The sequence below is a fragment of the Porphyromonas bobii genome (genome assembly GCF_943169685.1).
Classification (GTDB): Bacteria; Bacteroidota; Bacteroidia; order Bacteroidales; family Porphyromonadaceae; genus Porphyromonas; species Porphyromonas pasteri.
Window position 1 is genome coordinate 1 of sequence record NZ_CALPBU010000008.1, and the last position, 23,728, is coordinate 23,728.

Consider the following 23,728-nt stretch of genomic DNA (forward strand, 5'->3'; position numbering starts at 1 on the left):
CGGCTGCGACCTCCGAGAGGTCGCAGCCGCTGCTGTATTTGTGAGCCTTATAGCTCGGGGACTTCAATTAGAGCTTGAAGGTAACACCGAGGTTCAGGTTGTAGAAGCCGTAGCCGAGTTCAGCGAAGGCACCGATCTTCTCCGTGAAGAAGTAGCGACCACCGAGGAAGATGCTCCAGTCAACGCGGCTACCCTTGATATAGTTTGCGAAGGCATCGTAATTTGAAGAAACGATGTCATAGGAGAGCATCAGACCTGCATAGGTGTCGAGCTTGGGGGCGAACTGATAGTGGAAAGCACCACGAGCACCGAGGACAGCATAAGAAACGGTGACCTTGTCAGCCGTCCAGCCGCTGAAGTTACTTGCAGCGTAACCTACGAAGCCCCCAACAGAGATAGATCCGTTGTTGCCGTTGATGAGGTTGTCCGTGACACCGTAGTCAAGGCTAACGGAGAGGGGAGGGATAGAGAGGCTGTTGTAGTAAGAGCCGAGACCGATACCAGCGTTGATAGCCGTGGTACCCTTGTGGAATACTTCCTGAGCGTTAGCGATGCTGAAGCTACCTACGATAGCGAGGACAGCAAGGAATACTTTCTTGAACATTAGTTTATAGGGATAAGTGAATTGTGAAATCGCGAGAGGAACTCTGGTGAATCCAGAGGCTCTGCGACGCAAAGATAGTGGTAAACCTTCAGAGAAGCAACTACACTCGTTTATAGTTGAGTGCGTTGCGTGTCTCTAAAGGTTGGGGAGGTTACTTCGCTTCGCTCTTGGGGAGGAAGCGACTGAGGAGCATGTAGCCCACGACACCAGAGATGATCGTGCCGGCGAAGATACCGAGCTTAGCTTCGTTGAGGAGCTGTGCCATCTCGGGGCCGTCGTAGGCGAGGTTCGCGATGAAGAGCGATACAGTGAAGCCAATACCGCCGAGGACGGCGAGGCTGATGAGGCGGGGGAGGTTCATGCCTTCGGGCCAAGCGCAGAGCTTCACACGGATAGCCACGTAGGTGAAGAGGCTGATGCCGACGGTCTTCCCGAGGAAGAGGCCGAGGAAGATAGCCAGAGGCAGGCCTAAGAGCATATCGGCAGAGACTCCTCCGAAGGACACACCGGCATTGACGAAGGCGAAGAGGGGGAGGATGAAGTAGTCTACCAGAGGCTTGAGTGCGTGCTCGAGGGTCTGGACAGGGCTGATAGCCTGCCCTGCGGTGCTCTTGATCTCGGCGATGCGCTCGAGCTGGTCGTGCGAGAGGATGACTACACGCTCAGCCTCACGGGCTTCGGTAGAGAGGTCGCTGGTCTGCTCGTGGAGCTTGCGTGAGAGCTCGCGGATGTGGACCTTCGAGCCTGCGGGGATGCAGAGAGCTACGAGTACGCCAGCGATCGTGGGATGGATACCCGACTGCAGGAAGAGTGCCCAGACGGCGATACCTGCGATGATATAGGGCTCAAGGGCGGTGACGCGCAGGCGACCGAGGAGGAGGAGAAGGGCGACGAGTGCGAGACCAATACCCAGGGGCAGGAGTGATACGCCCTTGCTATAGAAGAGGGCGATGACGATGATTCCGCCGATGTCGTCTGCTACAGCCAGCGTGGCGAGGAAGACGTACAGGCTCTTCGGGACACGACCACCGAGGGAGCCGAGGACGGCCAGAGCGAAGGCGATATCTGTCGCCATGGGGATCGCGGCACCGAGGCTCTCAGGGTGATTGGGAGTCACGCCGAGGAAGAAGAGGACGGGGAAGAGCATACCCCCGAGGGCAGCGATGACGGGGAGAATGGCTTTCTTGGGCGAAGAGAGTTCGCCGACGAGGAGCTCTTGCTTGATCTCCAGCCCGACGAGGAAGAAGAAGATCGCCATCAGGGCATCGTTGACGACCTGACTGATGGTCATCGTGTGGCCCATGTGGCGGAAGAGTTCAATGCCGCCGATGATGACCTGGACGGGGTAGTGGAGGACGTGCCCGTAGCTGGTGCTCCAGGGGGAGTTCGCGATGGCTACGGCGATGATGGTCGCCAGGAAGAGCAACATCGAGGGGTTGGGGCGCAAGGCCGAGAGACGCTGTCGTAGAGAGGGCCTTTGAGCGGGAGTCGTACTCATCTTTGTTTTAGAGGTTTGTAATGAAGGTATTGCATCGTGCGTACGTCGGTGTTTGAGGGCGGATCAATGCAAGGGGAAGCGTGGCAGAGAGATCTGCTTGCCATGTCCCTAACCTATATCGCAAAGTTAGCGCATTTACAGTAAACAGCCGTGATAAGACGCGGAAAGATGGTGCTTCGTCTCTCATAGAAAAGCCTGCGGAGCGAGCGGGTGTAGAGTGTGAGCACCTATAGGATAACGTGAGAGGGGCACGGGTTGTTCTACCACTATAAAATATCGTGCGCGCGCATCGCACGCACGCGAGGGAAATACTCCTTCTGTAAATGCTTGTAGTATAGGACTGTGCGGAGGGGTGATTCCGACCAGTACTGGTCGGCTCAGTGAGCAGTACTGGTCGCGACATGGAGTAGTACTGGTTACTCATACTGACCAGTACTGCTTCGATTGGTGACCAGTACTGGTTGCTTTTCCCCCTTCGCAAAGGTTGTTGCTCCGCATAGGGATAAAAGTTGCGGACGAGTGGCAGAAAAGTTTGGACTACGTACGTGGCTCTAATATCTACGTACGTGGATCTTTGGGTTTGCGTGCCTGGTCTTTAAGACTACGTGCGTAGATGCGGAAAAACCACTACGTGAAGGCGCTTTTTTCTTCACGAGAAGGACACTTTTTCCTCCGCTGTATAAGTGGAATACTCACGATAAGGCGAAGGGCTTGCTCGGTCACTTCGGAGAGGTATATCGGGGAGCTGGGCGTGCGATGCCTTAGCACAATTAGTAGAGGACAGGACTCTCGGCGACAGTCTCTCGTAGAGGCTCCGCGAGAGCGTGCGTGCTGCTATTGTGGCGAGGGATATGGGAAGGGCTTCGCCGTAGGTGGGAGCGTGGGGTTTAGGAAGGGGCGGTATGTACACCTCTATAATTGTGTGGTCGGGGCGATTTCGAGGGTTGATTTTTAGGAATATGGGAGGTGGGGAGTTGTGTGAGTCTGTGTTTTTGAGATCTACTCTTTACAGGAAAGTACGTCAAGTTGCCTCAGAAGGGGCTCTGATCTCAGTCAAATGTCCATAGGTTTGAGTGATTTTTGCGTGTTTAATGATATTGTATTACTTTTATGACGCCTCATAGTGAGCCTATTTGCCTATACCTTGCGCCATCCACATACACGGAGTCCTTCTTACGAAGGGCTTAGGGGGCGTTTTTTGTATTAGGTGCACACCGTCCCACCCGTGCTCAGGCAGAGCGCCAGCGTGGTGGGTATGAGCGAAAGACAACGAGTAGAATAACAATACGATCGAGGTCGCATGAGATTAGTTACAATGTTACTTGCGGGAGGATGGTTCCTAAGCTCCATCGTCACCGCCCAGGCCGCTTCTCCCAGCCTGGCCACATCTTCGGGAGGCCATGCTACGCAGCAGAACCCAACGTCTTCGCTGAACGTCTTCAGCGGTACCGTATATGATGAGAATGGCGACCCTATGCCACTCGTCACCGTCCAGATCTTGGGTCAGACTGGTGGCTTCATCACGGATAGCAAGGGGCACTTCGAGTTCAAGACGAAGAATGCCACCGAGCGCGTACGCGTCACCTTCATGGGCTACAAGGCTAAGGCCGTCACCCTGCGTGGTGGTACGCCCCTGCGTATCGACCTCGAGCCAGACAACCAGACGATCGAATCAGTAGTCGTCACCGGCTTCACGAAGAAGGATAAGAAGAGCTATACGGGGGCACAGACGACTATCAAGTCAGAGCAGCTCCTCTCGGTAGGTACGAAGAATCTCCTGCAGGGCCTCGAGGCCTTCGTCCCTGGCCTGCAGGTCGTCCAGCAGAATAACCTCGGCTCGGACCCCAACGCACGCCCCGACCTCAATCTCCGTGGTCGTGCTACCTTCTCAGGTGCAGCTAACCTCCCGCTCTTCGTCGTCGACGGGGCGATCGTGGATGTCGAGTATATCTACGATATGGATATGAATACCATCGAGAGCGTCACCGTCCTCAAGGATGCCTCGGCCTCAGCGCTCTATGGTGCTAAGGCTGCTGCAGGGGTCATCGTCATCACGACGAAGCCTATCAGCGAGGGAGCTATCCGCGTGAACTATAGCGGTACCCTGCGTCTCTCGATGCCTGACCTCAGTGACTACCACCTCCTCACGCCCCAGCAGAAGCTCCAGTATGAGGACTTGGCAGGGCTCTATAAGGCTGGTGGTGCGGCGATGGCGACCTCCTTTGACAACCAGAACTCCTTAGATTTGATCCGTGACCGCGTCGTGCGTATGATCCAGAGTGGTACGAATACCGACTGGCTCGCTAAGCCCCTGCGCACCGGTGTCTCACACTCCCACACGGTCAGTGCCGACGGGGGGGACAAGTACGTGCGCTACGGCCTCTCGCTCCGCTATGGCAATGAGACGGGGGTCATGATGCAGTCCGCGCGTGAGCGTCTCTCGGGGACCTTCAAGCTCTCCTACAACCGACAGGGTAAGTTCTTTGCCTCAAATACGCTGACGGTGAACCGCTCTACGTCACAGGATCCCAGCTACGGCTCCTTCTCGAACTTCTCGAAGCAGAATCCCTATCAGTCGCCCTATGATGCGAATGGTGAGCTGCTCGCAAAGCTTGAGCATAATCTGGATAATCCGCTTTACGAAGCCTCGCTCGGTAGCTTCAACCGCGCTGGGAGCATGGACTTCCTGAATACGACGACGGCGCAGTACTGGATCGATCGTAACCTCCGTATCGATGGGGACTTCTCCTTCACCACGCGCAATAACTACTCGCGTAGCTTCAAGTCGCCCCTCTCCTACACCTTCCGTAATGAGACCGACCTGACGAAGAAGGGCTCGATGACTGAGAACCTTGGTCGCGGGCTGAGCTTCCTCGGTAAGCTGATGGTGTCCTACAATCGTACCTTCTTCGAGAAGCTCTACGTCACGTCGATGGCGGGCTCGAGCCTCGAGTCTACGACGGCGGACAACAGTAGCTATACCAGCCTCGGCTTCTACTCGGACGTCCTTGGGCACCCCAACTTCGCCCTCGGCTATGGGGGTAGCGCCCGTCCCTCGGGTTCTGAGTCGCTCGCTACGGCTGCTGGTTTCTTCTTCAACGGGAACGCCATCTACGACAACCGCTATTCGGTGGACGTCGTCTACCGCTACGAAGGCTCCTCGAAGTTCGGTAAGAACCAGCGCTTCGCTCCTTTCTGGTCACTCGGTACGGCTTGGAATATCCACAACGAGAAGTTCTTCGAGGGCAATAAGAATATCCAGCTGCTCAAGCTCCGTGCGAGTATCGGGTATCTGGGGAATATCTCCTTCGACCCCTATCAGGCCCTCACGACCTATACCTATAATAATCGTATCAACTATATCGTAGGTGCTGGCTCCGTGCCCTTGGCTATCGGGAACCCCGAGCTGAAGTGGGAGCGTACGCTTAGCAAGAACGTCGGTCTTGACCTGACGCTCTTCAAGAACCGCTGGGACCTCACCCTCGATGCCTACCAGAAGACGACGGACAACCTCCTGCTCGACGTCTCTCTTGCTCCCTCGATCGGTGCTGTCACCGCCCGTCAGAATGTAGGGGAGGTCGAGAATAATGGTATCGAGTTCCAGACGCGTGTCGTCCCCATCCAGACGAAGGACCTGCAGTGGTCGCTCTCGCTGAACTACTCCTACAATCGCAATAAGGTCAAGAAGGTGAGTGATGCTCTCAAGGCACTCAACCAGAAGAACCTCGGTGTCGACTCCCTCAACCGCGGTACGACGCCCCTGCCTCTCTACGAGGAAGGTGAGTCGCTTACGGCTCTGAAGGTCGTCCCCTCAGCAGGTATCGACCCTGCTACTGGTCGTGAGATCTACATCAAGCGTGATGGTACCTATACCTTCACCTATGATCCCAATGACCGTCGCGTCTTCGGCGACACGTCACCTTGGGCCTATGGCTCGCTCACCTCGTACCTGATGTACAAGGGCTTCTCGCTGAATGCAAACTTCGGCTACTCCCTCGGTGCTACGGTCTACAACGCTACGCTCGCCTCTCGTGTAGAGGGTACAAAGAAGGAGCAGAACGCTGACCGTCGCGTCCTCGAGAGTCGCTGGAAGCAGGCTGGTGACGTCACCCGCTATCGTGACATTGCCTCTACGGAGAGCCCCTATCAGACGAGCCGCTTCATCCAGAAGGAATACTACTTCACGCTGCGTAGTCTCTCTCTGGCCTATGAGACCGAGGCTACTTGGGTCAAGAAGCTCCACATGCGCCGTGCACGCGTCGAGCTCCTCACCAACGACCTCTTCTACCTCTCCACGGTCAAGCGCGAGCGTGGTCTGGACTATCCCTTTGCTCGCAGCGTAGAGATGTCTCTGCGTCTCTCCTTCTAACCCTAAATGAGAAGTGTGTTTATGAAGAAGACAGCTTTATATATAGCCTTCGGAGCGCTTAGCCTTGCGGCTCTGCCTTCGTGCAATAAGTTCCTCGATGTCCAGCCTAAGGGTACCCTCCTGCAGGAAGTCCAGTTCTCTTCGCTCCAGGGGTACTATGATGCCTTCTATGGTGTCTACGGGACGATGGCTAAGTCGGACCTCTATGGGCAGCGTATGACGAACGGCTTCGTCGACGAGCTCGCTCAGATGTTTGGCTCTACGAGTGCGACCTCGACCTCAGTGAAGACTCGCGCTTACAACTACACGGACGTGTCCGTGAAGTCCGAGATCTACAGCCTGTGGCTCGGTCAGTACCAGGTCATCTCCTACGTCAATAATATCCTGGCGAACCTCGAGTCGCCCTCCTTCAGCAGCAGCCACCTCTCCCAGCTCAAGGGGGAGGCACTCGGTCTGCGTGCCTTCCTGCACTTTGACCTCGTGCGTCTCTTCGCCGAGGACTATCAGAGAGGCAAGGACTCACGCGGTATCCCTTACTCGTATGACTTCAACCTCAAGAACCGTACGGTCTACACCGTCGCAGGGACCTATGAGAATATCCTCAAGGACCTCGACGAAGCTGAGCGCCTCCTCTCCGATATCGATGAGACGGTGAGCCTCGACCTTTCGCAGTCTACGGACTTCTGGTCACGCCGTGCTGTACACTTCAATAAGTATGCGGTCTACGCTACCAAGGCGCGTGTCTATCAGGCGATGGGGAACTCGGCAAAGGCCGCTGAGTATGCTAAGAAGGTCACCGATCATACAGCGAGCTTTAAGCTTGCAGGTCGTAACTCCTTCGAGTCTGTACGTCGCTTCCCTGCCACGGGCGAGCTGATCTTCGGGCTCTATGCGAATAGCTTCCTCGATGACTTCGCTAATCGCTTCCTGAAGAATGTCGCTGGTACCGATGAGGGTGTCCAGGCACACAGCCGAAGCGTCCTCGATCAGCTCTATGCTGTCACGGGAGCGGCTGCGGGTGCTATCGACAATCGTCAGGCAGCCTTCTACCGCAATGTAGATACCTACCAGCAGTTCATCCGCTTCGCGTCCAGCTCGGAGGAAGCTACGGCTGCAGCAACTGCGCAGCGCGGGCTGACCCTGATCCGTCTGCCAGAGATGTACTACATCCAGGCCGAAGCCCTCTACTCCTCCGATCCTACGGCAGCGCTTGCTGCTCTGAACAAGGTGCGCGAGAGCCGTGGTCTGAACGCCCTCACCTCGAGCGACCTGCCCACGCAGGTAGACTTCAAGGCAGAGCTTGTCAAGGAGTATATGCGTGAGATGCCAGGTGAAGGGCAGATCTTCCCTGCGCTGAAGCACTTCAACTCCTCCTTCCTTGATCTCCTCGGGAGCAGTACGATCCAGCCCAGCTCCAGCATCTTTGTCCTGCCCTGGCCTACGGATGAGCTCACCTATGGTAATAAGTAAAAGCCCACGACAATGAACAGAAGATATTCACTGGCCTCGCTTGCCCTGGCCGCTCTCGGCCTCCTCAGCGCTTGCTCCAAGTCGGACATCTACGACGGAGAGTACAGCAAGGATGGCTACTACAATGAGTCTCGTGTGATCTACTTCCCTAACTCGGGGGCAGATACCATCGTCGTACAGAACCTCGCCCTCCTTGAGGACAACAATGGGAAGATCCCCTTGACCTTCCATGTGAACCTCCTCGGGAAGCTCTCCTCGTCACCCCTGAGCTATAAGGTGGAGCTTGATAAGTCTCGCTCTACGGCTACGTCGGGCGAGCAGTTCGACGCGCTTCAGGATACCTATACGATCCCCGCAGACTCCATCAAGGGCTCCTTCACCCTGCAGCTCAATCGCTCGAAGATCTCGACCGTGCAGCAGGAGAACGGGAAGTACATCGTCACCCGTGACGGTGTCCGCACCCTCCTGGATGCCCTCTCGGATATGGAGCCTGGTGACGTCCCCCTCCTGAAGTACGACACGATCACGCTGCATCTGTCTCCTACGGCAGACCTGCGTACAGCGGTCAATAAACGCAATACAGTCGTCCTCTGTGTGACGAACCAGCTCGAGATCCCCTTCTGGTGGGCCTTCCTCCAGGATGTCTATCTCGGGAAGTATAGTGAGGGGAAGTACCGTATGCTCATCAATGCCTACGGCCTCCCCAAGAATGGGGAAGACCCCGTGCAGCAGGCGCTATACAAGACTGATGCTAATGTCCAATATCCCCTCCTGCTCCGCCTCGAGAAGTATATGGATGAGCATGGTGAAGAGAAGCCAGCAATTCTGGTGCGTCTCTTAGCTCAGTATCGCTAACCTCACAGAGTACGAATGAAGATGAATAAGATCTATAAGTCACTGGGCCTTCTCCTGGCTCTCTCACTCTTCTCCTCCTGCTACAAGGACCACTCGGTCAATGGCGATCACCCTCTGGCTGTCGTCAAGGTAACAGAGCCCATCGCCTCGGTGCAGACGGCTACCTTCGGTGAGGTCACCGTGATCAAGTCGCCTGCATATACCATCACGACGGGCGCATCCGTGACGCCCTCCTACGAGTGGATCGTCGATGGTGTGGTCGTCTCCACAGAGAAGGACCTCTCCTATAGCCCTACGAGCTATGGTAAGCATGATGCTCGTCTGCGTATGTACACGCCTGACGGCTCCTACTTCTACCGCTTCACTATCGACGTACCCTACCGCTATGTCGACGGGCTGTACGTCCTGGCGAGCAACGAAGGGAAGACCATCCTCTCCTACTTGCCTGGCGGGGAGAAGACGGATGCCTTTGACCTCGACGCCTTTGGGCGAAGCAACCCCACCATCGATATGACGGGGGATCCCCAGTCGATGGTCTTCTACCGCTATGTGCCAGGTGCAGGTGCATCTCGTAGCTATCTCGGTATCGCCCTCGGTCTCCCCACACGCTACTATCGTGTGTCGGCTGACTCGCTGAAGGTCCTCACGCCTCGTATCTCCTTCACGAACCCCGTAGATTTCAGCCACGCCAGTGGCAATCAGGCTACGGTCAGGGAGTACTTCATCTCGGGAGCTAACGTCTGGGAGATGGAGAAGTCGGCTACTTTCCCAGCTAAGAAGCACGATCGTTACCTCTCGCGTGTCGCCTCAGGCTACTCGCTCGCCTCGGCTATCGTGAATTGGCGTGCCTTGACGGGTACACGTATCAGTGAGGGCATGGCCTTCTTCGACAATGCGGGAAGCAACCTGCTGTATATGACCCTTGGCTCAAGCGTCTCAGTAAAGAAGGTGCGTACCTTTACGGCGAGTGCCACCTCTGGTGATACTTCTGAGGAGAACCCCTTCAAGGATATGACGCTTATCGACATGAAGAGTGCTGGTGAAGGGAACTATACTTATAACTACACCCTGCTGCTGCTCAAGCGTAACACGGATAACAAGTACTTCGTCGCTCGCCTCACGGCTGGGGACTTCGCTCAGTCGCAGAATGTCGATGGTGCTACGGTCTCCATAGTTGAGTTCACCGAAGGCACGCCTACACATCTGCAGCCTAACCTCGGTGGTACGGCTGCGCTCGTAGCGACTGCGGACAAGGTGTACTTCTACAATATGGCGAACGCCACGGCGACGACCCACCCAGCTTGGATCTCGCTCCCCGCAGGGCAGACGATTGCTTCGATGGCTCTGACGTCGGACAACCGCCTCTTCATCGGGGCTAACGGTACAGGCACAGGCTTGGTTGGCTCGATCTACAGCTACAATGTAGCGGGCATTACCCCCGTCCTCCTCAAGTCTGAGGAAGGTATCACGGGTAAGATCAAGCAGATCGTCTACCGTCAGTTCAACAACTAACATCATGCCTCCTCCCCGCACCATACCCTGCGGGGAGGAGGCTCGCTCCTCCGTCGCCCCAGTAGCCTCTTCCTCCACGGATAAGGCTGCGGGGCTTCGGTCGTCCTTTGCGGCTTAGCTGAGAGAAGGGCGCACGGGAGGAGCAGGAGGCCCTTCAGCCTCACCCTCCACTGAATCAAGTATCACACTATAATCCCCATCCATGCACAAGAGTTGTATCCGATGCCTGCTCGTGGCTACTGCCATCTCTGCGGGCTCCCTCAGCCTCGCTGCGGCTCCCTCAGCTCTCTCTTCTCGCGCCTTCGGTGACGACACCAAGAAGGAGAAGAAGAAAGAAGAAGACAAGTACACGAAGTTCTTCAAGGACAAGAAGGTCGAGACCGCCCGCGGGAAGTTCGTTACCCTCCACAAGATCGATGGTAGCGTCTACCTCGAGCTCCCCACGAAGTACCTCGGCAAGGAGCTGATGATGGGTGCCAAGGTCACCTCGACCACCGACCCCGATTATCTGGCTGTCGGCTCGATGAACTCCGCTCCTATCGTCTTCCGCTTCGAGAAGCAGGACAGCGTCATCGTCATGAAGGCACCCAACTCCATCGTCTATCGCCGTGACGCTTCGCCCGAGCTGCAGAAGGCCCTCGAGCTGAACTACCGCGACCAGTCGGTCGAGTCCTTCACCCCCGAGGCGTACAAGGCTGATAGCTCCGCTGTCGTCCTGAAGATCAATTCGCTCGTCACGGAGTCCAGCCCCTTCTTCGAGATCGTCCCCTCGCAGCAGGGTCCCTTCAAGATCACCTCTTCGCGCAATAGCAACCTGACCTTCGTCAGGGGGCTGAAGTCCTTCGACTCCAACGCCAGCGTCCGTGTCGAGATGAACTTCTCTGTGAACGCTTCGCTCATGGGTGTACTCACCGTGGCTAAGGATATGCCTCTGACGGCTGAGGTGACCTATACGATCCTCCCCGTAGAAGCCTCCAACGCCATCCCCCGCTTCGCTGATGCCCGCGTAGGCTATCAGACGACGCGCAAGGTCTCCTTCCCCGACTACCTCGACCAGAGTGAGCCCGTCTATCTGGCACACCGCTGGCAGCTCGTCCCCAAGGATAAGAAGGCCTACGCTAAGGGTCAGCTCACTGAGCCCGAGAAGAAGATTGTCTTCTATCTGGATAGCGCCTTCCCCGCCAGCTGGCAGCGCCCCATCCGTGAGGGTGTCCTTCGCTGGAACAAGGCCTTCGAAGCCGCTGGCTTCCGCAACGCTATCGAGGTACGTGACTTCCCCAAGAACGATAAGCAGTTCGACCCCGACAACCTCGAGTACTCTTGCATCCGCTACATCCCCAATAGCCAGGAGACGATAGCTGCCTCCAACTGGACGGATCCCCGCACGGGTGAGATCTTCAGCGGGAACCTCACGATCTATAATAATGTAGAGGCACTCTTGCACAAGCAGCGCTTCATCGGTACGGCTGCTGTCGACCCACAGGTGCGCTCGTCTCGTCTGCCACAGGCCCTCTTCGAAGAGTCGCTCTCGCAGCTCGTCACGCAGGAGATGGGGAGCGTCCTCGGTCTGCTGCACAACTACGCTGCTTCGGCATCCTACACCACGGACCAGCTCCGCTCGGCTAAGTTCACGAAGGAGTCGGGGCTCGCACCCTCTATCCTCGACGGTGTGACCTACAACTACCTCGCTCAGCCCTCTGACAAGGGGGTACGCCTCATCAACGACCAGCTCGGTGTCTACGACCTCTTCGCTATCGACTGGGGCTACCGCTACTTCGACCTCAAGGGCGATCCCGCTGCTGAGGCTAAGGAACTGCTGAGCCGCGTCGACAAGCGTGCTCGCGAGCCTTACCTCCGCTATGCTCCTGAGCAGCGCTACGCTGTCGACCCCACCGTCCGTACCGAAGACCTCGGTAACGATCCTATCAAGACGGCCGAGCTTACGATGAAGAACCTTGCCTTCATCCAGTCGAACCTCTCTAAGTGGATCACCAACGACCCCGACAGCCGCAAGAAGAAGAGTCTCTATCTGGCTGTCGTACAGGGCTACTACCTCCAGCTCAAGAATGCTATGAGCCTCGTCGGTGGTGTCGTCTGTCAGGAGAGCCGTCTCTCGACGAGCCTGCCCCGCTATCAGGTCGTGCCTAAGGCGAAGCAGCGCGAAGCCTTCCAGTGGCTCCTCCGTCAGGCAAAGGACTTCCAGGGCAAGGCTGACCGCAACTTCGAGCGTAAGGGCTTCATCGACGTGAGCTACTACGACCAGCTCCTCGAGTTCCTCGTCAAGGATATCTATGACCTGCGCTCACGTATCATCATCGCCTCGCAGGTAGACTCGAAGACGTATAGCCTCGGCGAATACTTCGACGACCTCTATCAGGCTACCTTCGCCTCGACCATCGCTGGCAAGAGCCCCAACCACATGGAGCGTCTGATGCAGATCGCCTTCATCGACAAGTCTGTCGCTGGTACGGTCAATCCCCGCAACGCTACGCCTGGTATGCCTTACAGCTTTGCCGGTGCACCCGCCTCTGTCGGTGGCAAGCTCATCAGCCTCGCCTCTACGACGGACTACAGCGATGCCCTCAAGTCTGGCCGCGTCAACTATGGTGGTGGCGACCCCTCGGCAAGCATCTATCCTATGGCCAACGTCCCTGCCCTCGACACGTCAGAGCAGTATATGTACGCTGCCCTGCTGAAGGTACGCCCTCTGCTCGAGCAGCGCGCTGCCTCCACGACGGACCGCACGCTCAAGGCCCACTACCAGACCTTGGCCTTCAAGGTCGCGAAGCTCCTCGATGCTAAGAAATAGACTACCCGAAGATGATCAATAGAAAGATAGCACTCCTCCTGGCTGCAGCGACCCTCACGCTGGCTCCTGCTACAGCCCATGCGGGGATCTTCGACTTCCTCAAGCGGAAGAAGAAGCCCAAGACGGAGAAGGCACCCGAGAAGAGTGCCTACGAGAAGATCCTCACTGATAAGCCCATCGTCTCTGCTAAGGGCGACTTCCTCACCCTGCACAAGACGGACAATAAGCTCTATGTCGAGCTCCCTGTCAAGACCATCGGCAAGGAAATCCTCGTCGCCGTCACCCTCTCCTCCATCTCCAATCCTCAGCTCGGGATGGTCGGCTTCAAGAACTCCAACCCCGTGCATATGCGCTTCGCTCAGCGTGACAGCGCTATCGTGCTCGAGGCGGTGAACTCCGACCCCTACCTCACGGGGCAGCTGGAGAAGGAGCTTCGTCCGACCTTCGCTCCCAGCTACACGGACCTCGCCCTCTATAAGTTCCCCATCAAGGCGTGGAACAAGGATAAGTCCGCCGTCGTCTTCGACATCACCTCGCTCGTCACGAAGGATCAGAAGTACTTCCCGCTGATCGGGAAGAGCCTCGGCTCCTATCAGGTGCAGTCAAGCCTGCAGAGTGACCTCGGCTACATCCGCGAGATCAAGGCCTTCGAGGACAACGTCTCCATCAAGATCGACCGCAGCTACCGCATCACCCTCAACTCCTCGCGTGGGGGCAAGAGCCCGCTGAAGGACTACCCCGTGACTCTCGGGGCGACCTTCACCATCCTCCGCCTGCCCGAGGAGCCGATGACGCCCCGTCTGGCTGATACGCGTATAGGTGTCTTCCACATCTCGAAGAATGCCTACGACCCCGAGTCCAAGCAGATCGAGGCCGTGCGCTTCGCTAAGCGCTGGCGCCTCGAGCCCTCGGATGTAGCTGCCTACAAGGCTGGTCAGCTCGTTCGCCCCAAGAAGCCCATCGTCTTCTATGTCGAGAATACCTTCCCCGCAGTGTGGAAGGCTGCGATGAAGGAGGGTACGCTGCGCTGGAATAAGGCTTTCGAGGCTATCGGCTTCAAGGACGCTATCGAGGTGCGTGACTTCCCCACGGATGATCCCAATTTCGACCCCGACAACCTCAAGTACAACTGTATCCGCTACGTGCCCATCGCTACGGAGAACGCTATGGGTCCCAGCTGGGCTGACCCCCGCACGGGTGAGATCATCAATGCCTCGGTACTTGTCTGGAGTGATGTCTCGAAGCTGAACAACAACTGGCGCTTCATCCAGACGGCTCAGGTCGACCCTCTCGTCCGAGCGATGAAGCTCCCCGATACGCTGATGGTCAAGTCGCTCAAGTACGTCATCGCACACGAGATCGGCCATACCCTCGGCTTCATGCACAACATGGCTGCATCGGCTGCATACACTATCGACTCGCTCCGCTCGCCCTCCTTCACGGCAGTGCACGGTACGACGCCCTCGATCATGGACTATGCGCGCTTCAACTATGTTGCCCAGCCCGAAGACCGTGCTGTGAGCCTTGACCCTCCCACCGTCGGTACGTACGATAAGTATGCCGTCGACTGGACCTACCGCTACTTCCCCGACAGCAAGGGTAATCCCATCGAGGAAGCTCGCTATCTCAATGAGCTTATCGAGAAGCATGCTGCTGATCCCGAGTACCGCTATGGCGTACAGCAGGTCGGCGATTACCGCTACGACCCCTCTTCTATCGAGGAAGACCTGTCGAATGACCCCGTAGCTGCCAGCACCCTCGGGCTGAAGAACCTCAAGTACATCATCGCTCATCTGGGTGAGTGGTTCCCACGCGACGAGGAAGCTCAGCATCGTGCTACGCTCTACGAAGGTATCTCCGATCAGGCCCTGCGCTACGTGTCGAATGTCTTCCTCAACGTCCCTGGTATCTACCTCTATCAGACAAGCGAAGCCTCTGGCCTCCCTCGCTACAAGGTCGTACCTAAGGCTCAGCAGAAGGCTTCGGCTATGTGGCTCCTCGACCAGGCGCTTTCTATCGACAGCCTGCGCAACGATGCGCTCGAGGCTACGATGGGTGATCTGGGAGGCTCGTCACCCTACGTCGTCGTCGGTGCGATGACGCGTGCTATGGCGATCCGCAATATCAACAACCTCTGCATGAGCTACTACCTCGACTCGACGTCTTACTCTCCTATGGAGTATGCCGATGATGTCTATGCTCGTGTCTTTGCGAAGACCGAGGCTGGCCGCGAGGATCTCACTGCCGCAGAGAAGCATCTGCAGGAGCTCTACGTCCGCTACATCACCTCTTATACGGAGGAGCTTGTAGCGAAGACCACGGGCCGCTCTGCTCTGACGATCGCTGAGCTTACGGGCCTTGCCAAGGCTGGTGAGCCTGTCCGTACTGAGGGTATGAGCGATGAGGAGTTCATCGCGCTCCTGCCTAAGCTCCGCGGCTCGCACTTCTGCTCGCTGGATCACGACCATTCGGATGATCCGCTCACGAAGCTTGATGCTGTCGGTTACCTCAACTTCGGGAATAGCTACGGTGAGCCTGCTGACCTCTTCACCTCTGCGATCAACATGACGGGCGACCTCTATCTGCCCCTGCAGTATCGCACTGAAGAGCTGCTGAAGAAGGCCCTCGCCTCTACGAAGAGCGAAAGCCTGCGCATGCACTACCAGACGCTCCTGCGCAAGCTCGAGAAGATCACGAAGTAGGCCTCTCGACTGCTCCTTTACCTAAAGTCCTCCCCTCATCTCTCTTGAAGAGTGAGGGGAGGACTTGTTTTGTAAACTCGGCTAACTTTGTATCTATGAAACGTCTCTTCCTCTCCCTCTTGGCGTGCCTTATGTTTGCCTGTCTGGCCGAGGCGCAGCGCACGCACGACACCATTTACCTCAAGAATGGCTCGATCCTTTATGGCCAGATCATCGAGGAACTCCCCGATACGCAGGTGAAGATTCGCCTCCGTGATGGCTCCCTCCTCATCTGTCCCTATTCCGACTTAGAGCGCATCGAGTACTCCACGGGGCGAGCTTCCTTCTATGACGAGCCGCGTGAGCCTTATCTTAACTGGCATCTTGATGCGGGGTACCTTTTCGGGCCTTCTGAGCGCCAGCATATAGGGGCGTTTGTGAGCTACGGGGCTCGCTTCAGCCGAGCTCTCTTCCTTGGCCTCGGGTCAGGCGTCATGTGTGATAGGGCTGAGTCGGCAGATCTGGTGATCCCCATCTATGGGCATCTGCGTGCTTACCTCCCCATCCGTGGTCCGATCAAGCCCTTTGTAGACCTGCGTCCTGGCTATGGCTTCACTCTGGTGAATAGAGTCTCAGGCTTCTACGGCTCTGCCGTGGTAGGGCTTGATCTCTGGCGCTTTACTTGTGGCGTCGGGGTCAGCACGGTGCGCAATTCCTCCAGTGGCGATCCTCTGCTCGACCGAGAGCCTATTCCTTACAGAGCGACGGGCTTCACCCTGCGTATCGGTATGACCTTGTAGCGAGGAGGCGGACGAAGCCCTCCCCTATACAGCCTCCCGCCCTGATGAGCTTCAGTTCATCAGGGCGGGAGTCTTTGTTGTGTCCCATCATATTGGGGTCACTTGCTCTCCGACTCTTGTATGTCTCGTCGTCGATACATTTGGTTGGGGTGGTTCTTTTGGGGAAAGCGTTTGCAAAGGTCTTCGCTCAGTTTAGGGAGGATGAAGGTGCCCAGATATTCCTTTGTCCGCTCCATATAGTTAGCTATCTGCTCCAGGCTACGCCACTGACAGCAGTATTCCAGTATCAATAGACGCATCTTGCCAAAGGGCATCTTAGAGGGCTTTCTGCTCTTCGAGGTTCCTATATTAGCAGGTGAGGTACCCATATTAGACGATGAGGTACCCATATTAGACGATGAGGTACCCATATTAGACGATGAGCTATCCGTATTTGCTCCAGAGCTGTCCATATTCGGGTGTAGCGCATCAATCTCTTCTATCGAATATGTATCAGGATTTAGAGTGTAGGTCGTCCCTCTACCATGTCCTTGGGAAAAGAGGTAGCCTTCCCTGACCAGATGCTGTAGGCGGTGCGTAATGTCAGCTGGATGCAGGGTAGAAGAGGCGCGGACACATTGGTGGTTGATGATCTTCTCTGTGTAGGCGGTAGATAGGATCGTTCGCTCCTCTTGATCCAGCTGATACCAGCGCTCTTCCCCCAGCTGGGCACGGAGTGCACACTCGATACGCTCGTCCAGTAGAGACTCCAGGGGCATAAGTAGTATGATCTTATTGGGCTCTGTCTCTTCATGAGGGGAAGGTGCCTTCCAGCCGATGCTCCTCCAGCCTAAGAAGATCTTGCCCGTACCGCTACCTGCTCGCTCTGCAGCACCGATCCTCATGAACATCTTTTGTAGGCTGGGGTTTCGGCAGACGCTCTCTCCACCTTCGTAGTACTGGCTTCGGGAGATGAGTAGGGTGCCTGGATTAGAGAAGACGATGCGATCGGGGTAGCGTAAGATCTTCAGGGACGTACTCTCCCCATAGTCAGCGTGGACACAGCTGTTCACAAAGGCCTCGCGAAGGGCTATGTGTGCTGGGGTCTCATCCTTTCGCTGATTACCCTCCAGTTCGAATGGGCTTGGGAGTACCTCCTGGAGCTTGGGTAAGACGCGGCGATAGAATTGGAAGAGGTTAGCCTCCCATTTGCCATCGGGATAGATGCGGTCTACCCAGCGTTGGTCGCTGTCCTCTCCTGGTATAGAGCGGTAGTCGGGGAAGTAATGTGGGGTACATTGAGGGTCTTGTATGGAGTCGATCTTTCCGAACATAAGCAATCCAGCCAGCGTGAAGCCTTCGTCCCCGCTTTCTCTATCTACTCGATAGCCTCCGAGCTTCTTCATCAAGCTTTGGTCATCCTCGGAGTGCCAAATGTGGCTGGGGTCACTCAGGCTGAAAAGTCTACGATATTGTGCGAGCGAAGGGAGGTCAATATCATCCCAAGTAAAGCCCTTGAGGATACGGCTATCGGCGGGGTGAGCGAGGTCAGAGTCTGCATACATACGACGTACCTCTGCAGGGGTGCAGTGGTAGTCGCCTTCGCCATTCCTGCGGTAGCTCCCCTGCTCAGGGTCCCTCCCTATATAGATCGGGCGCTGGCTACGGGAAGCTGGAGGCACCTGAATAAATAGCAGATAGTTCCCCTCAATGCTTTCGATGCTTACATCCTTGTCGGTAAGTAGGCAGGCGCTGACTTTTTGCCTGTTGCTGAGCTGTCGGAAGAGTTCGTCTTTCATCTGCTCCACCTGCTCTTCGGTGAGCCCTGCGAGACTGAGTGCTTTGCTTGGAGGCTCCTCCTTGATCCCCAGCACGATGAGTCCGCCGTGGGTATTGGCAAAAGCGGAGTATGTCTCCCATAGAGACTTGGGTAAGCCGCCTTTGGCCGCCTTGAATTCGAGGTATTCAGACTCTCGCTCGTTGAGTAGATTATTGATAAGCTCTTGCGTGTTAGTCGTCGTGTTCATTGCCTTGCTGGTATTGGGGGCTTGAGGCCCGAGTGTCAAGAGATAGAGGTAATGTGATATAAAGGTACAGACTAATTGTGGGATGCTCCGCTGGGCGATGCACCATCCACTATTTATAATAGGTGCGCAGGAGTAGGCGAAGTCGTGCTTAGCTCGCGGGTATTTATTGCCTTCCCGTAGTGGAAGAGTTGGGTCTACGTGCGTAGTCCTTAGATCTACGTACGTAGTCTTTAGGATTTACGTGCGGGGATATAAAGACTTGGTACGTGGATAGGGGAGTTAGCGTAGTGGTGTAGAGGTTTTTCGGTGGGTGCTTGCACTTTCTCTGGTGCTGGGTGGAGATTTTTTCTTCGGATATTTAGAGCTTAGACAGCTGCTGGATGGTGGGTGTTTTTATGAGGATATGACCGATTCCCTTGAGTAGCTTTGTGCTTATTTTTTCGGGAGCTTAGGGCTTGCCTTTTTGTTGGCTATGCTGTGTGTTTATGCAATAATAGATAGAAATTATGTATAAGTCCGGGTATTTTTACGTTTCTTTGTTGGTGCCTTCATCCTTTCGCTTGCTCTTGGAGGAGCAACGGATGAGGGATGGAGGAGCGACTCACTGTACGCTTTACTTTATATAAAAGACAGAATGAATATTAGAAGTCAGGTAGACGGACGTCTGCCCTATACGGCACCTTCTGCCGAGCTGTTTGCTCTCGCAGCTGCGAACCCCAGCCTGCTGGTGAGCTTTAGCGCCAATATCGATGAGGACTTTGATGACGGCACTTGGGCCACTGAGGAGGTTGCTGATGATAACTCTCTTTAGCCAGGATACAGCTATGATGAAGAAACTATTCCTTGCAGCACAGCTGCTCTTAGGCCTTGGCCTCTCTTCGTGTGGACAGGAAGATACCCCAATCACCCATCAGCGAGCTACGACGGCGGAGCGTATCACGCTCTCTGTGGACTTTGCTTCGGAGGAGTCTAATGCCCGTGCAATGACCGTCACCTCTGGAGGCTCTATCTTGCAGAAGAAAACAAATATTGGTTGGTCAGACTATAACTATGTACGTTATCGCTTTCTCCGGAAGCAGACTTCGAAGGCGGTCTTTTCCGCCGAAGCTACGGAGCCTGTGACCCTCGTCTTCTATCACGGCGGTAAAGCCTATCCTGTAGAGAGCCAAATCAGTCTCAAGAATGTCAACGGACACTACCGTGGCGATATCGAGGCGACACTCCCTGCTGCTCTCTCGGGTGTCACGCGCTCAGATATTGAGGTCGCTGGGGTGCTTGGGGCGACGAGTGTCGATGCTACGACGGGGAAGATCACCGTCACAGCTCCGCCCGCCATCGTCGAAGGCGAGGAGATGCAGACGATGCCGATGTACTTCCCTAAGACGGCTCTTAGTGCAAGCTCTACCCACCTGGCGGGGCTGCGCTTCAAGTTCCTCGGTGTGCTGGTCGTGATGCCTGTCGTCGTGAAGGCTGAATGGACCGAACATCGATCTTCGGTAAGGGTTGAGGATCAGGTCTTTACTCCCGAAGTCTTTACCTTTGGACCCAATCGCTTAACGGAGTCTCAAGTCGAGGTGGACCTCTCTCAGGGTGGGGCGCCCACGCTGACGCGTACGAGTAGCTCGACCTATGTGCATCCTCTACGTAAGACTGAGGTGATCTCTGGCGACGGGTCGAAGACTCACATTCTCTATGTCTTTCCTGTACGTCTTGATACCTATGCTGGTATGCAGCCTACGTTGTATGGGCGGTATTATCCGAAGATTGGAGCTCGTCAGTATGACCAGAGCCGTGCAAAGGAGTTTGTCATTCCTCGTTACCCTACTACTGTAGAAGGGATTCCCCAGGGTTCTCGCTCTATCGTGTATGATATGACGATAGCCTTCTATAATGGCGATAGCGGCATTGGGATCTTTAAGGGGGATAATCAGAAGACCGACTACTCCGTCTTCTCGGGCCGTGATGTAGGGACCGATACCCCTGGCAGAGGCTGGAATTAGTATCCCATCTCAAGGGCTTGCTTAGCCCTTTCCTCTCCACCCCTCAGATGTGCGATAGAGCACATCTGAGGGGTGTTCTTTTTATTGGTCTCTTGGTCGTTAGGCTTTATTTACTACCTTTGCTCGTGGAGTGCAACGGAGCTTTCTGATACTTCGTATATGACTGCGGAGGTGTAGGATGCCGTGGACTCTACTTGGACCACTAAATAAATACGGTGCGCCCGCTATGTGATCACCCGATTTTCTCCCCATTGAGTTATTTGCCTATGGCTATTTCTACCTCTTTTCGCAAGCCTTACCAAGCCCCACGCTGTGGGCGCTATTCCCTTACTTCTTCGCAAGATCTCCTCGTCGCAGGTAGCCATACTGGTCGTGGCCTCGAGGGCGATGAGTATGATGAAGACGATCTGCCCTCGCTGGATCTCGGCGGGTGGTAATTAATAAAGTATCCCAATAACGAGTGTGTGGCTCGCCCTTTAGGGGGCGAGTGTCTTGTGCTTTGCGCCCCTGAGAAGGCCCGCGGAGCTCTCAGAAGAAGCTGCCCCCGCAGTGTCTATCGCATCGCGGGGGCTGGCTTTGATATCCTCTGTAGCATGCTTCCTAAGCACGAGAGTAGGAGGTGATGTGTACAGGATGCTGAGGAATATTTACAATATACGTGCAGAGAGTTGTTGTATATTGCAAATTTTTACTACCTTTGTGGTCGCTAAGGGTGTCGCTTGAGACGCTTGAGGCAACCCCCACGTATATTATAGATGTGGGGAGGACCACTGAAGCGAGTTTATATATTTCGCGATAAGGTCAAGAAGATTCTCGAGGCGACTCGGGATACACGCTCTCGCATGAGAGGGATCCCCCTCCAGTGTGATGCACCTCTTCTCCCTTATATTTGACTGCTTAGCCGGCCAATAGATATCGGGTCGGACTTGGCAAAAGCCGGTTGATAGGGCGAGGGGAAGGGGTATTCAATAAATAACTAACATAAGTCATAAGTTTTATGCAACAGACAAAGTCCTTTGCAGGGGAACGTGTCCCCTACTCGGCTCCAGTATGCGAGGTCTATCGCCTCTCGAGCCTTCAGAATCTCTTAGTGTCGGGTAGCGCCGGTGTGGATAGCACCCTCGAAGAAGGTGCCGACGATCTCTTCACCGTTATTTAGTCCATCTGTCTATGAAGAAAATCTTTACTTATTCTATCGGGGCGCTCTTCCTCGCCTCCGCACTTAGCCTTGGTTCCTGTAAGAGCCAGGCCGACGACGATCTGACTCGCCGTACTGAGCAAAGCATCAATCAGGGTACGCCCGTCGTCTTCACCTTCGATATGGAGAGCCTTCCCGAGCAGGACGCTCGTGCTCTCACCATCGAGTCGCAGACCTCTAATGGCCAGAATGCTGGTCTGAAGCAGGTGTGGGCCGAAGGCGATACGGAGACGATCCACCTCCTCTTCAAGCAGGGCACGAAGAAGGAAGTGGTCACGACCAAGATCAAGATCGGGGCATACAATGCCTCCTCCAAGCGCTACGAAGGTAAGTTCGAAGCTACGCCTACGACGATCAACCTCGCAGCAGGCAATGTGACCGTCGCTGGTGTGATGGGTGTCTCTGAGCTTAAGGACACGGGTGAAGCTACGATCTCCTCGAGCAAGTTCTTCGGTGAGGCAGACAGCTTCACGACCCTGCCCATGTACTTCACGGAGCGTCCTGTGACCTCCAATGGTTCGTCCTATGTCGCAGATATGAGCCTGCACTTCTTCGGCTCTGTCGTAGGTGTCACCGTCTCTAACGTCGGTGGTAACATGACCTACTCACCACACGAAGTCACCTTCAAGACTGGGGCCTTCACGACCGAGGGTACGATGAATATCCTCGCTGCCTCCGAAGCCAATAGCGCTACGGGTGCTGCTGAGGTCCTGCCCACGTGGACGTCGACGCAGACGGCTACGACGGAGCAGCGCGTCGACTTCGACCACGGTGATATCAAGGTCGGTACGAAGAAGACCCTCTTCTTCTGGGTACACCCCTCGACCTATACGGGTACCAAGACCCTCAAGCTCGATGTCCGTACCGATAACTTTGATGACAACCTCGGTGCTACCGACCCTGAAGTCACGAAGAACTTCAATGTCAAGCCCCTCTCGCAGCGCCGCGTGCACCGTATCGCTGAGGAGCTCAAGGCTCCTAAGGGTGACCTGATCATCTCGGAGGTGTATATGGGCTTGCTGCCTGCGAATACGCTTTGGGAGATCTATAATCCTACTGAAGAGACTATCGATCTCACCCCGTACACGATGCAGCGCTTCGACTTGAACGGAAGCTCTTATCCCTCTACTCCAACCTATGAGTCCAAGCTGACAGACTCCCACCTGTGGCTGAAAACGCTTCATGGTGCTGCCACGACGAAGCTCGGCCCTCACAAGACAATCCTCTACTGGTCTGCTTCGACAGGCTACTACAGCGAAGTGGAGCAGCGTCCAGGGGTTGTCTATATCGCTAACTATGCCGTTACAGGAGCATTTGGTCTGAATAAGCAGAAGAATGACTATGGTCAGGCCTTCCGCGTGCCTCAGTACTCACGTCATGCGCTGGCCAAGAATGGTAAGATCGTGGATAACTTCTTCTATGGCGATGGTACGACGAAGTATAAGATTCCTGCGGGGAACTTCATGCGTAAGCCTGGTCGTAACCTGCCCCGCACGCAGATGAAGATTGATATCAAAAATTCAGACTGGGTTGTCCGTGATAGAACTGCCCGCGAAGACCTTGGCTATCGCTACAGCTACTACTATGATCGTAGCCGTAAGGATGACGACAACTTCTATGGTAACCACTGGTTGGAAGATACTCAGAATAAGGGTACAGGGGATCTTAAAGGTAACCCCATCAAGAATGTGGACTACACAGTTGATGCTACCCGTTCTACTTCGGATGCTTCAACGAAGGGCAAATACACACCTCCCACGTGGTGGACGAAGGCACGCGCTCAGGCTGCCGATAAGTAGTCATCTACCCTCCCTCTCTCAGGCTGCGGCCTGATATGCCAGCCCCCGAGGTGCCACGCATGGCGCTTCGGGGGCTGGTCGTTTTATACCCCTTCCTTCGGTGAAGGTCCACCGTACGGTGGGTAGA

At 55.5% G+C, this 23,728-nt stretch carries 15 protein-coding genes; 12 read left to right on the plus strand and 3 right to left on the minus strand.

Annotation, left to right across the window (positions count from 1 at the left end):
* Positions 1 to 67: 67 nt before the first annotated feature.
* Both KO088_RS07750 and nhaA read right to left on the minus strand, forming a co-directional pair.
* The gene (locus KO088_RS07750; protein ID WP_215494267.1) at positions 68 to 604 is read right to left on the minus strand and encodes a hypothetical protein; all 537 of its coding nucleotides are present in this window, start codon (positions 602 to 604) and stop codon (positions 68 to 70) included.
* Positions 605 to 755: 151 nt separating this feature from the next.
* Entirely contained in the window at positions 756 to 2,102 is a 1,347-nt protein-coding gene (gene nhaA, locus KO088_RS07755; protein ID WP_215494268.1) for a Na+/H+ antiporter NhaA, read from the minus strand.
* 1,300 nt (positions 2,103 to 3,402) lie between these two features.
* Here nhaA and KO088_RS07760 point away from each other — a divergent pair.
* The 7 genes from KO088_RS07760 to KO088_RS07790 all read left to right on the plus strand — a co-directional run bounded on the left by KO088_RS07760 (position 3,403) and on the right by KO088_RS07790 (position 16,598).
* Complete coding sequence (locus tag KO088_RS07760; RefSeq protein WP_251419893.1) at positions 3,403 to 6,471, plus strand: SusC/RagA family TonB-linked outer membrane protein; 3,069 nt, start codon at positions 3,403 to 3,405, stop codon at positions 6,469 to 6,471.
* 21 nt (positions 6,472 to 6,492) lie between these two features.
* Entirely contained in the window at positions 6,493 to 7,941 is a 1,449-nt protein-coding gene (locus tag KO088_RS07765) for a RagB/SusD family nutrient uptake outer membrane protein (RefSeq protein WP_215494269.1), read from the plus strand.
* 12 nt (positions 7,942 to 7,953) lie between these two features.
* Complete coding sequence (locus KO088_RS07770) at positions 7,954 to 8,796, plus strand: DUF4843 domain-containing protein (protein WP_215494270.1); 843 nt, start codon at positions 7,954 to 7,956, stop codon at positions 8,794 to 8,796.
* Between the two features lie 21 nt (positions 8,797 to 8,817).
* Complete coding sequence (locus KO088_RS07775; protein ID WP_215494271.1) at positions 8,818 to 10,308, plus strand: hypothetical protein; 1,491 nt, start codon at positions 8,818 to 8,820, stop codon at positions 10,306 to 10,308.
* 202 nt (positions 10,309 to 10,510) lie between these two features.
* A complete protein-coding gene (locus KO088_RS07780; RefSeq protein WP_215494272.1) occupies positions 10,511 to 13,117 on the plus strand; it encodes a zinc-dependent metalloprotease in 2,607 nt (868 codons plus the stop codon).
* Between the two features lie 11 nt (positions 13,118 to 13,128).
* Positions 13,129 to 15,819, plus strand: a complete 2,691-nt coding sequence (locus tag KO088_RS07785; protein WP_215494273.1) for a zinc-dependent metalloprotease — start codon at positions 13,129 to 13,131, stop codon at positions 15,817 to 15,819.
* 95 nt (positions 15,820 to 15,914) lie between these two features.
* Positions 15,915 to 16,598, plus strand: a complete 684-nt coding sequence (locus KO088_RS07790) for a hypothetical protein (RefSeq protein WP_156430001.1) — start codon at positions 15,915 to 15,917, stop codon at positions 16,596 to 16,598.
* Between the two features lie 98 nt (positions 16,599 to 16,696).
* On the opposite strand, the gene KO088_RS07795 is transcribed toward KO088_RS07790, so the two are convergent.
* Positions 16,697 to 18,604 (minus strand): RNA/DNA-binding domain-containing protein, encoded by a 1,908-nt coding sequence (locus tag KO088_RS07795; protein ID WP_215494274.1) that lies wholly within the window; start codon positions 18,602 to 18,604, stop codon positions 16,697 to 16,699.
* Between the two features lie 634 nt (positions 18,605 to 19,238).
* On the opposite strand from KO088_RS07795, the gene KO088_RS07800 reads away from it, so the two are divergent.
* The 5 genes from KO088_RS07800 (at position 19,239) to KO088_RS07820 (ending at position 23,601) form a co-directional block, all read left to right on the plus strand.
* Positions 19,239 to 19,415 carry a hypothetical protein gene (locus KO088_RS07800; protein WP_215494275.1) on the plus strand — a complete coding sequence of 59 codons (177 nt, stop codon included), beginning with the start codon at positions 19,239 to 19,241 and terminating at the stop codon, positions 19,413 to 19,415.
* 13 nt (positions 19,416 to 19,428) lie between these two features.
* Positions 19,429 to 20,604, plus strand: coding sequence for a hypothetical protein (locus KO088_RS07805; protein WP_215494276.1), 1,176 nt, complete (start codon positions 19,429 to 19,431; stop codon positions 20,602 to 20,604).
* Positions 20,605 to 20,870: 266 nt separating this feature from the next.
* Positions 20,871 to 21,041: a hypothetical protein gene (locus tag KO088_RS07810; RefSeq protein WP_215494277.1), complete on the plus strand. Its 171-nt coding sequence runs from the start codon at positions 20,871 to 20,873 to the stop codon at positions 21,039 to 21,041.
* Positions 21,042 to 21,601: 560 nt separating this feature from the next.
* Positions 21,602 to 21,763: a hypothetical protein gene (locus tag KO088_RS07815; RefSeq protein ID WP_215494278.1), complete on the plus strand. Its 162-nt coding sequence runs from the start codon at positions 21,602 to 21,604 to the stop codon at positions 21,761 to 21,763.
* Positions 21,764 to 21,774: 11 nt separating this feature from the next.
* The gene (locus KO088_RS07820) at positions 21,775 to 23,601 is read left to right on the plus strand and encodes a lamin tail domain-containing protein (protein ID WP_215494279.1); all 1,827 of its coding nucleotides are present in this window, start codon (positions 21,775 to 21,777) and stop codon (positions 23,599 to 23,601) included.
* Positions 23,602 to 23,728: the final 127 nt, after the last annotated feature.

Bases quoted from the DNA above. Each gene is read 5' to 3' on its own strand.
- KO088_RS07750 (WP_215494267.1), bottom strand. From the start codon at position 604: ATGTTCAAGAAAGTATTCCTTGCTGTCCTCGCTATCGTAGGTAGCTTC.
- nhaA (WP_215494268.1), bottom strand. From the start codon at position 2,102: ATGAGTACGACTCCCGCTCAAAGGCCCTCTCTACGACAGCGTCTCTCG.
- KO088_RS07760 (WP_251419893.1), top strand. From the start codon at position 3,403: ATGAGATTAGTTACAATGTTACTTGCGGGAGGATGGTTCCTAAGCTCC.
- KO088_RS07765 (WP_215494269.1), top strand. From the start codon at position 6,493: ATGAAGAAGACAGCTTTATATATAGCCTTCGGAGCGCTTAGCCTTGCG.
- KO088_RS07770 (WP_215494270.1), top strand. From the start codon at position 7,954: ATGAACAGAAGATATTCACTGGCCTCGCTTGCCCTGGCCGCTCTCGGC.
- KO088_RS07775 (WP_215494271.1), top strand. From the start codon at position 8,818: ATGAATAAGATCTATAAGTCACTGGGCCTTCTCCTGGCTCTCTCACTC.
- KO088_RS07780 (WP_215494272.1), top strand. From the start codon at position 10,511: ATGCACAAGAGTTGTATCCGATGCCTGCTCGTGGCTACTGCCATCTCT.
- KO088_RS07785 (WP_215494273.1), top strand. From the start codon at position 13,129: ATGATCAATAGAAAGATAGCACTCCTCCTGGCTGCAGCGACCCTCACG.
- KO088_RS07790 (WP_156430001.1), top strand. From the start codon at position 15,915: ATGAAACGTCTCTTCCTCTCCCTCTTGGCGTGCCTTATGTTTGCCTGT.
- KO088_RS07795 (WP_215494274.1), bottom strand. From the start codon at position 18,604: ATGAACACGACGACTAACACGCAAGAGCTTATCAATAATCTACTCAAC.
- KO088_RS07800 (WP_215494275.1), top strand. From the start codon at position 19,239: ATGAATATTAGAAGTCAGGTAGACGGACGTCTGCCCTATACGGCACCT.
- KO088_RS07805 (WP_215494276.1), top strand. From the start codon at position 19,429: ATGATGAAGAAACTATTCCTTGCAGCACAGCTGCTCTTAGGCCTTGGC.
- KO088_RS07810 (WP_215494277.1), top strand. From the start codon at position 20,871: ATGGCTATTTCTACCTCTTTTCGCAAGCCTTACCAAGCCCCACGCTGT.
- KO088_RS07815 (WP_215494278.1), top strand. From the start codon at position 21,602: ATGCAACAGACAAAGTCCTTTGCAGGGGAACGTGTCCCCTACTCGGCT.
- KO088_RS07820 (WP_215494279.1), top strand. From the start codon at position 21,775: ATGAAGAAAATCTTTACTTATTCTATCGGGGCGCTCTTCCTCGCCTCC.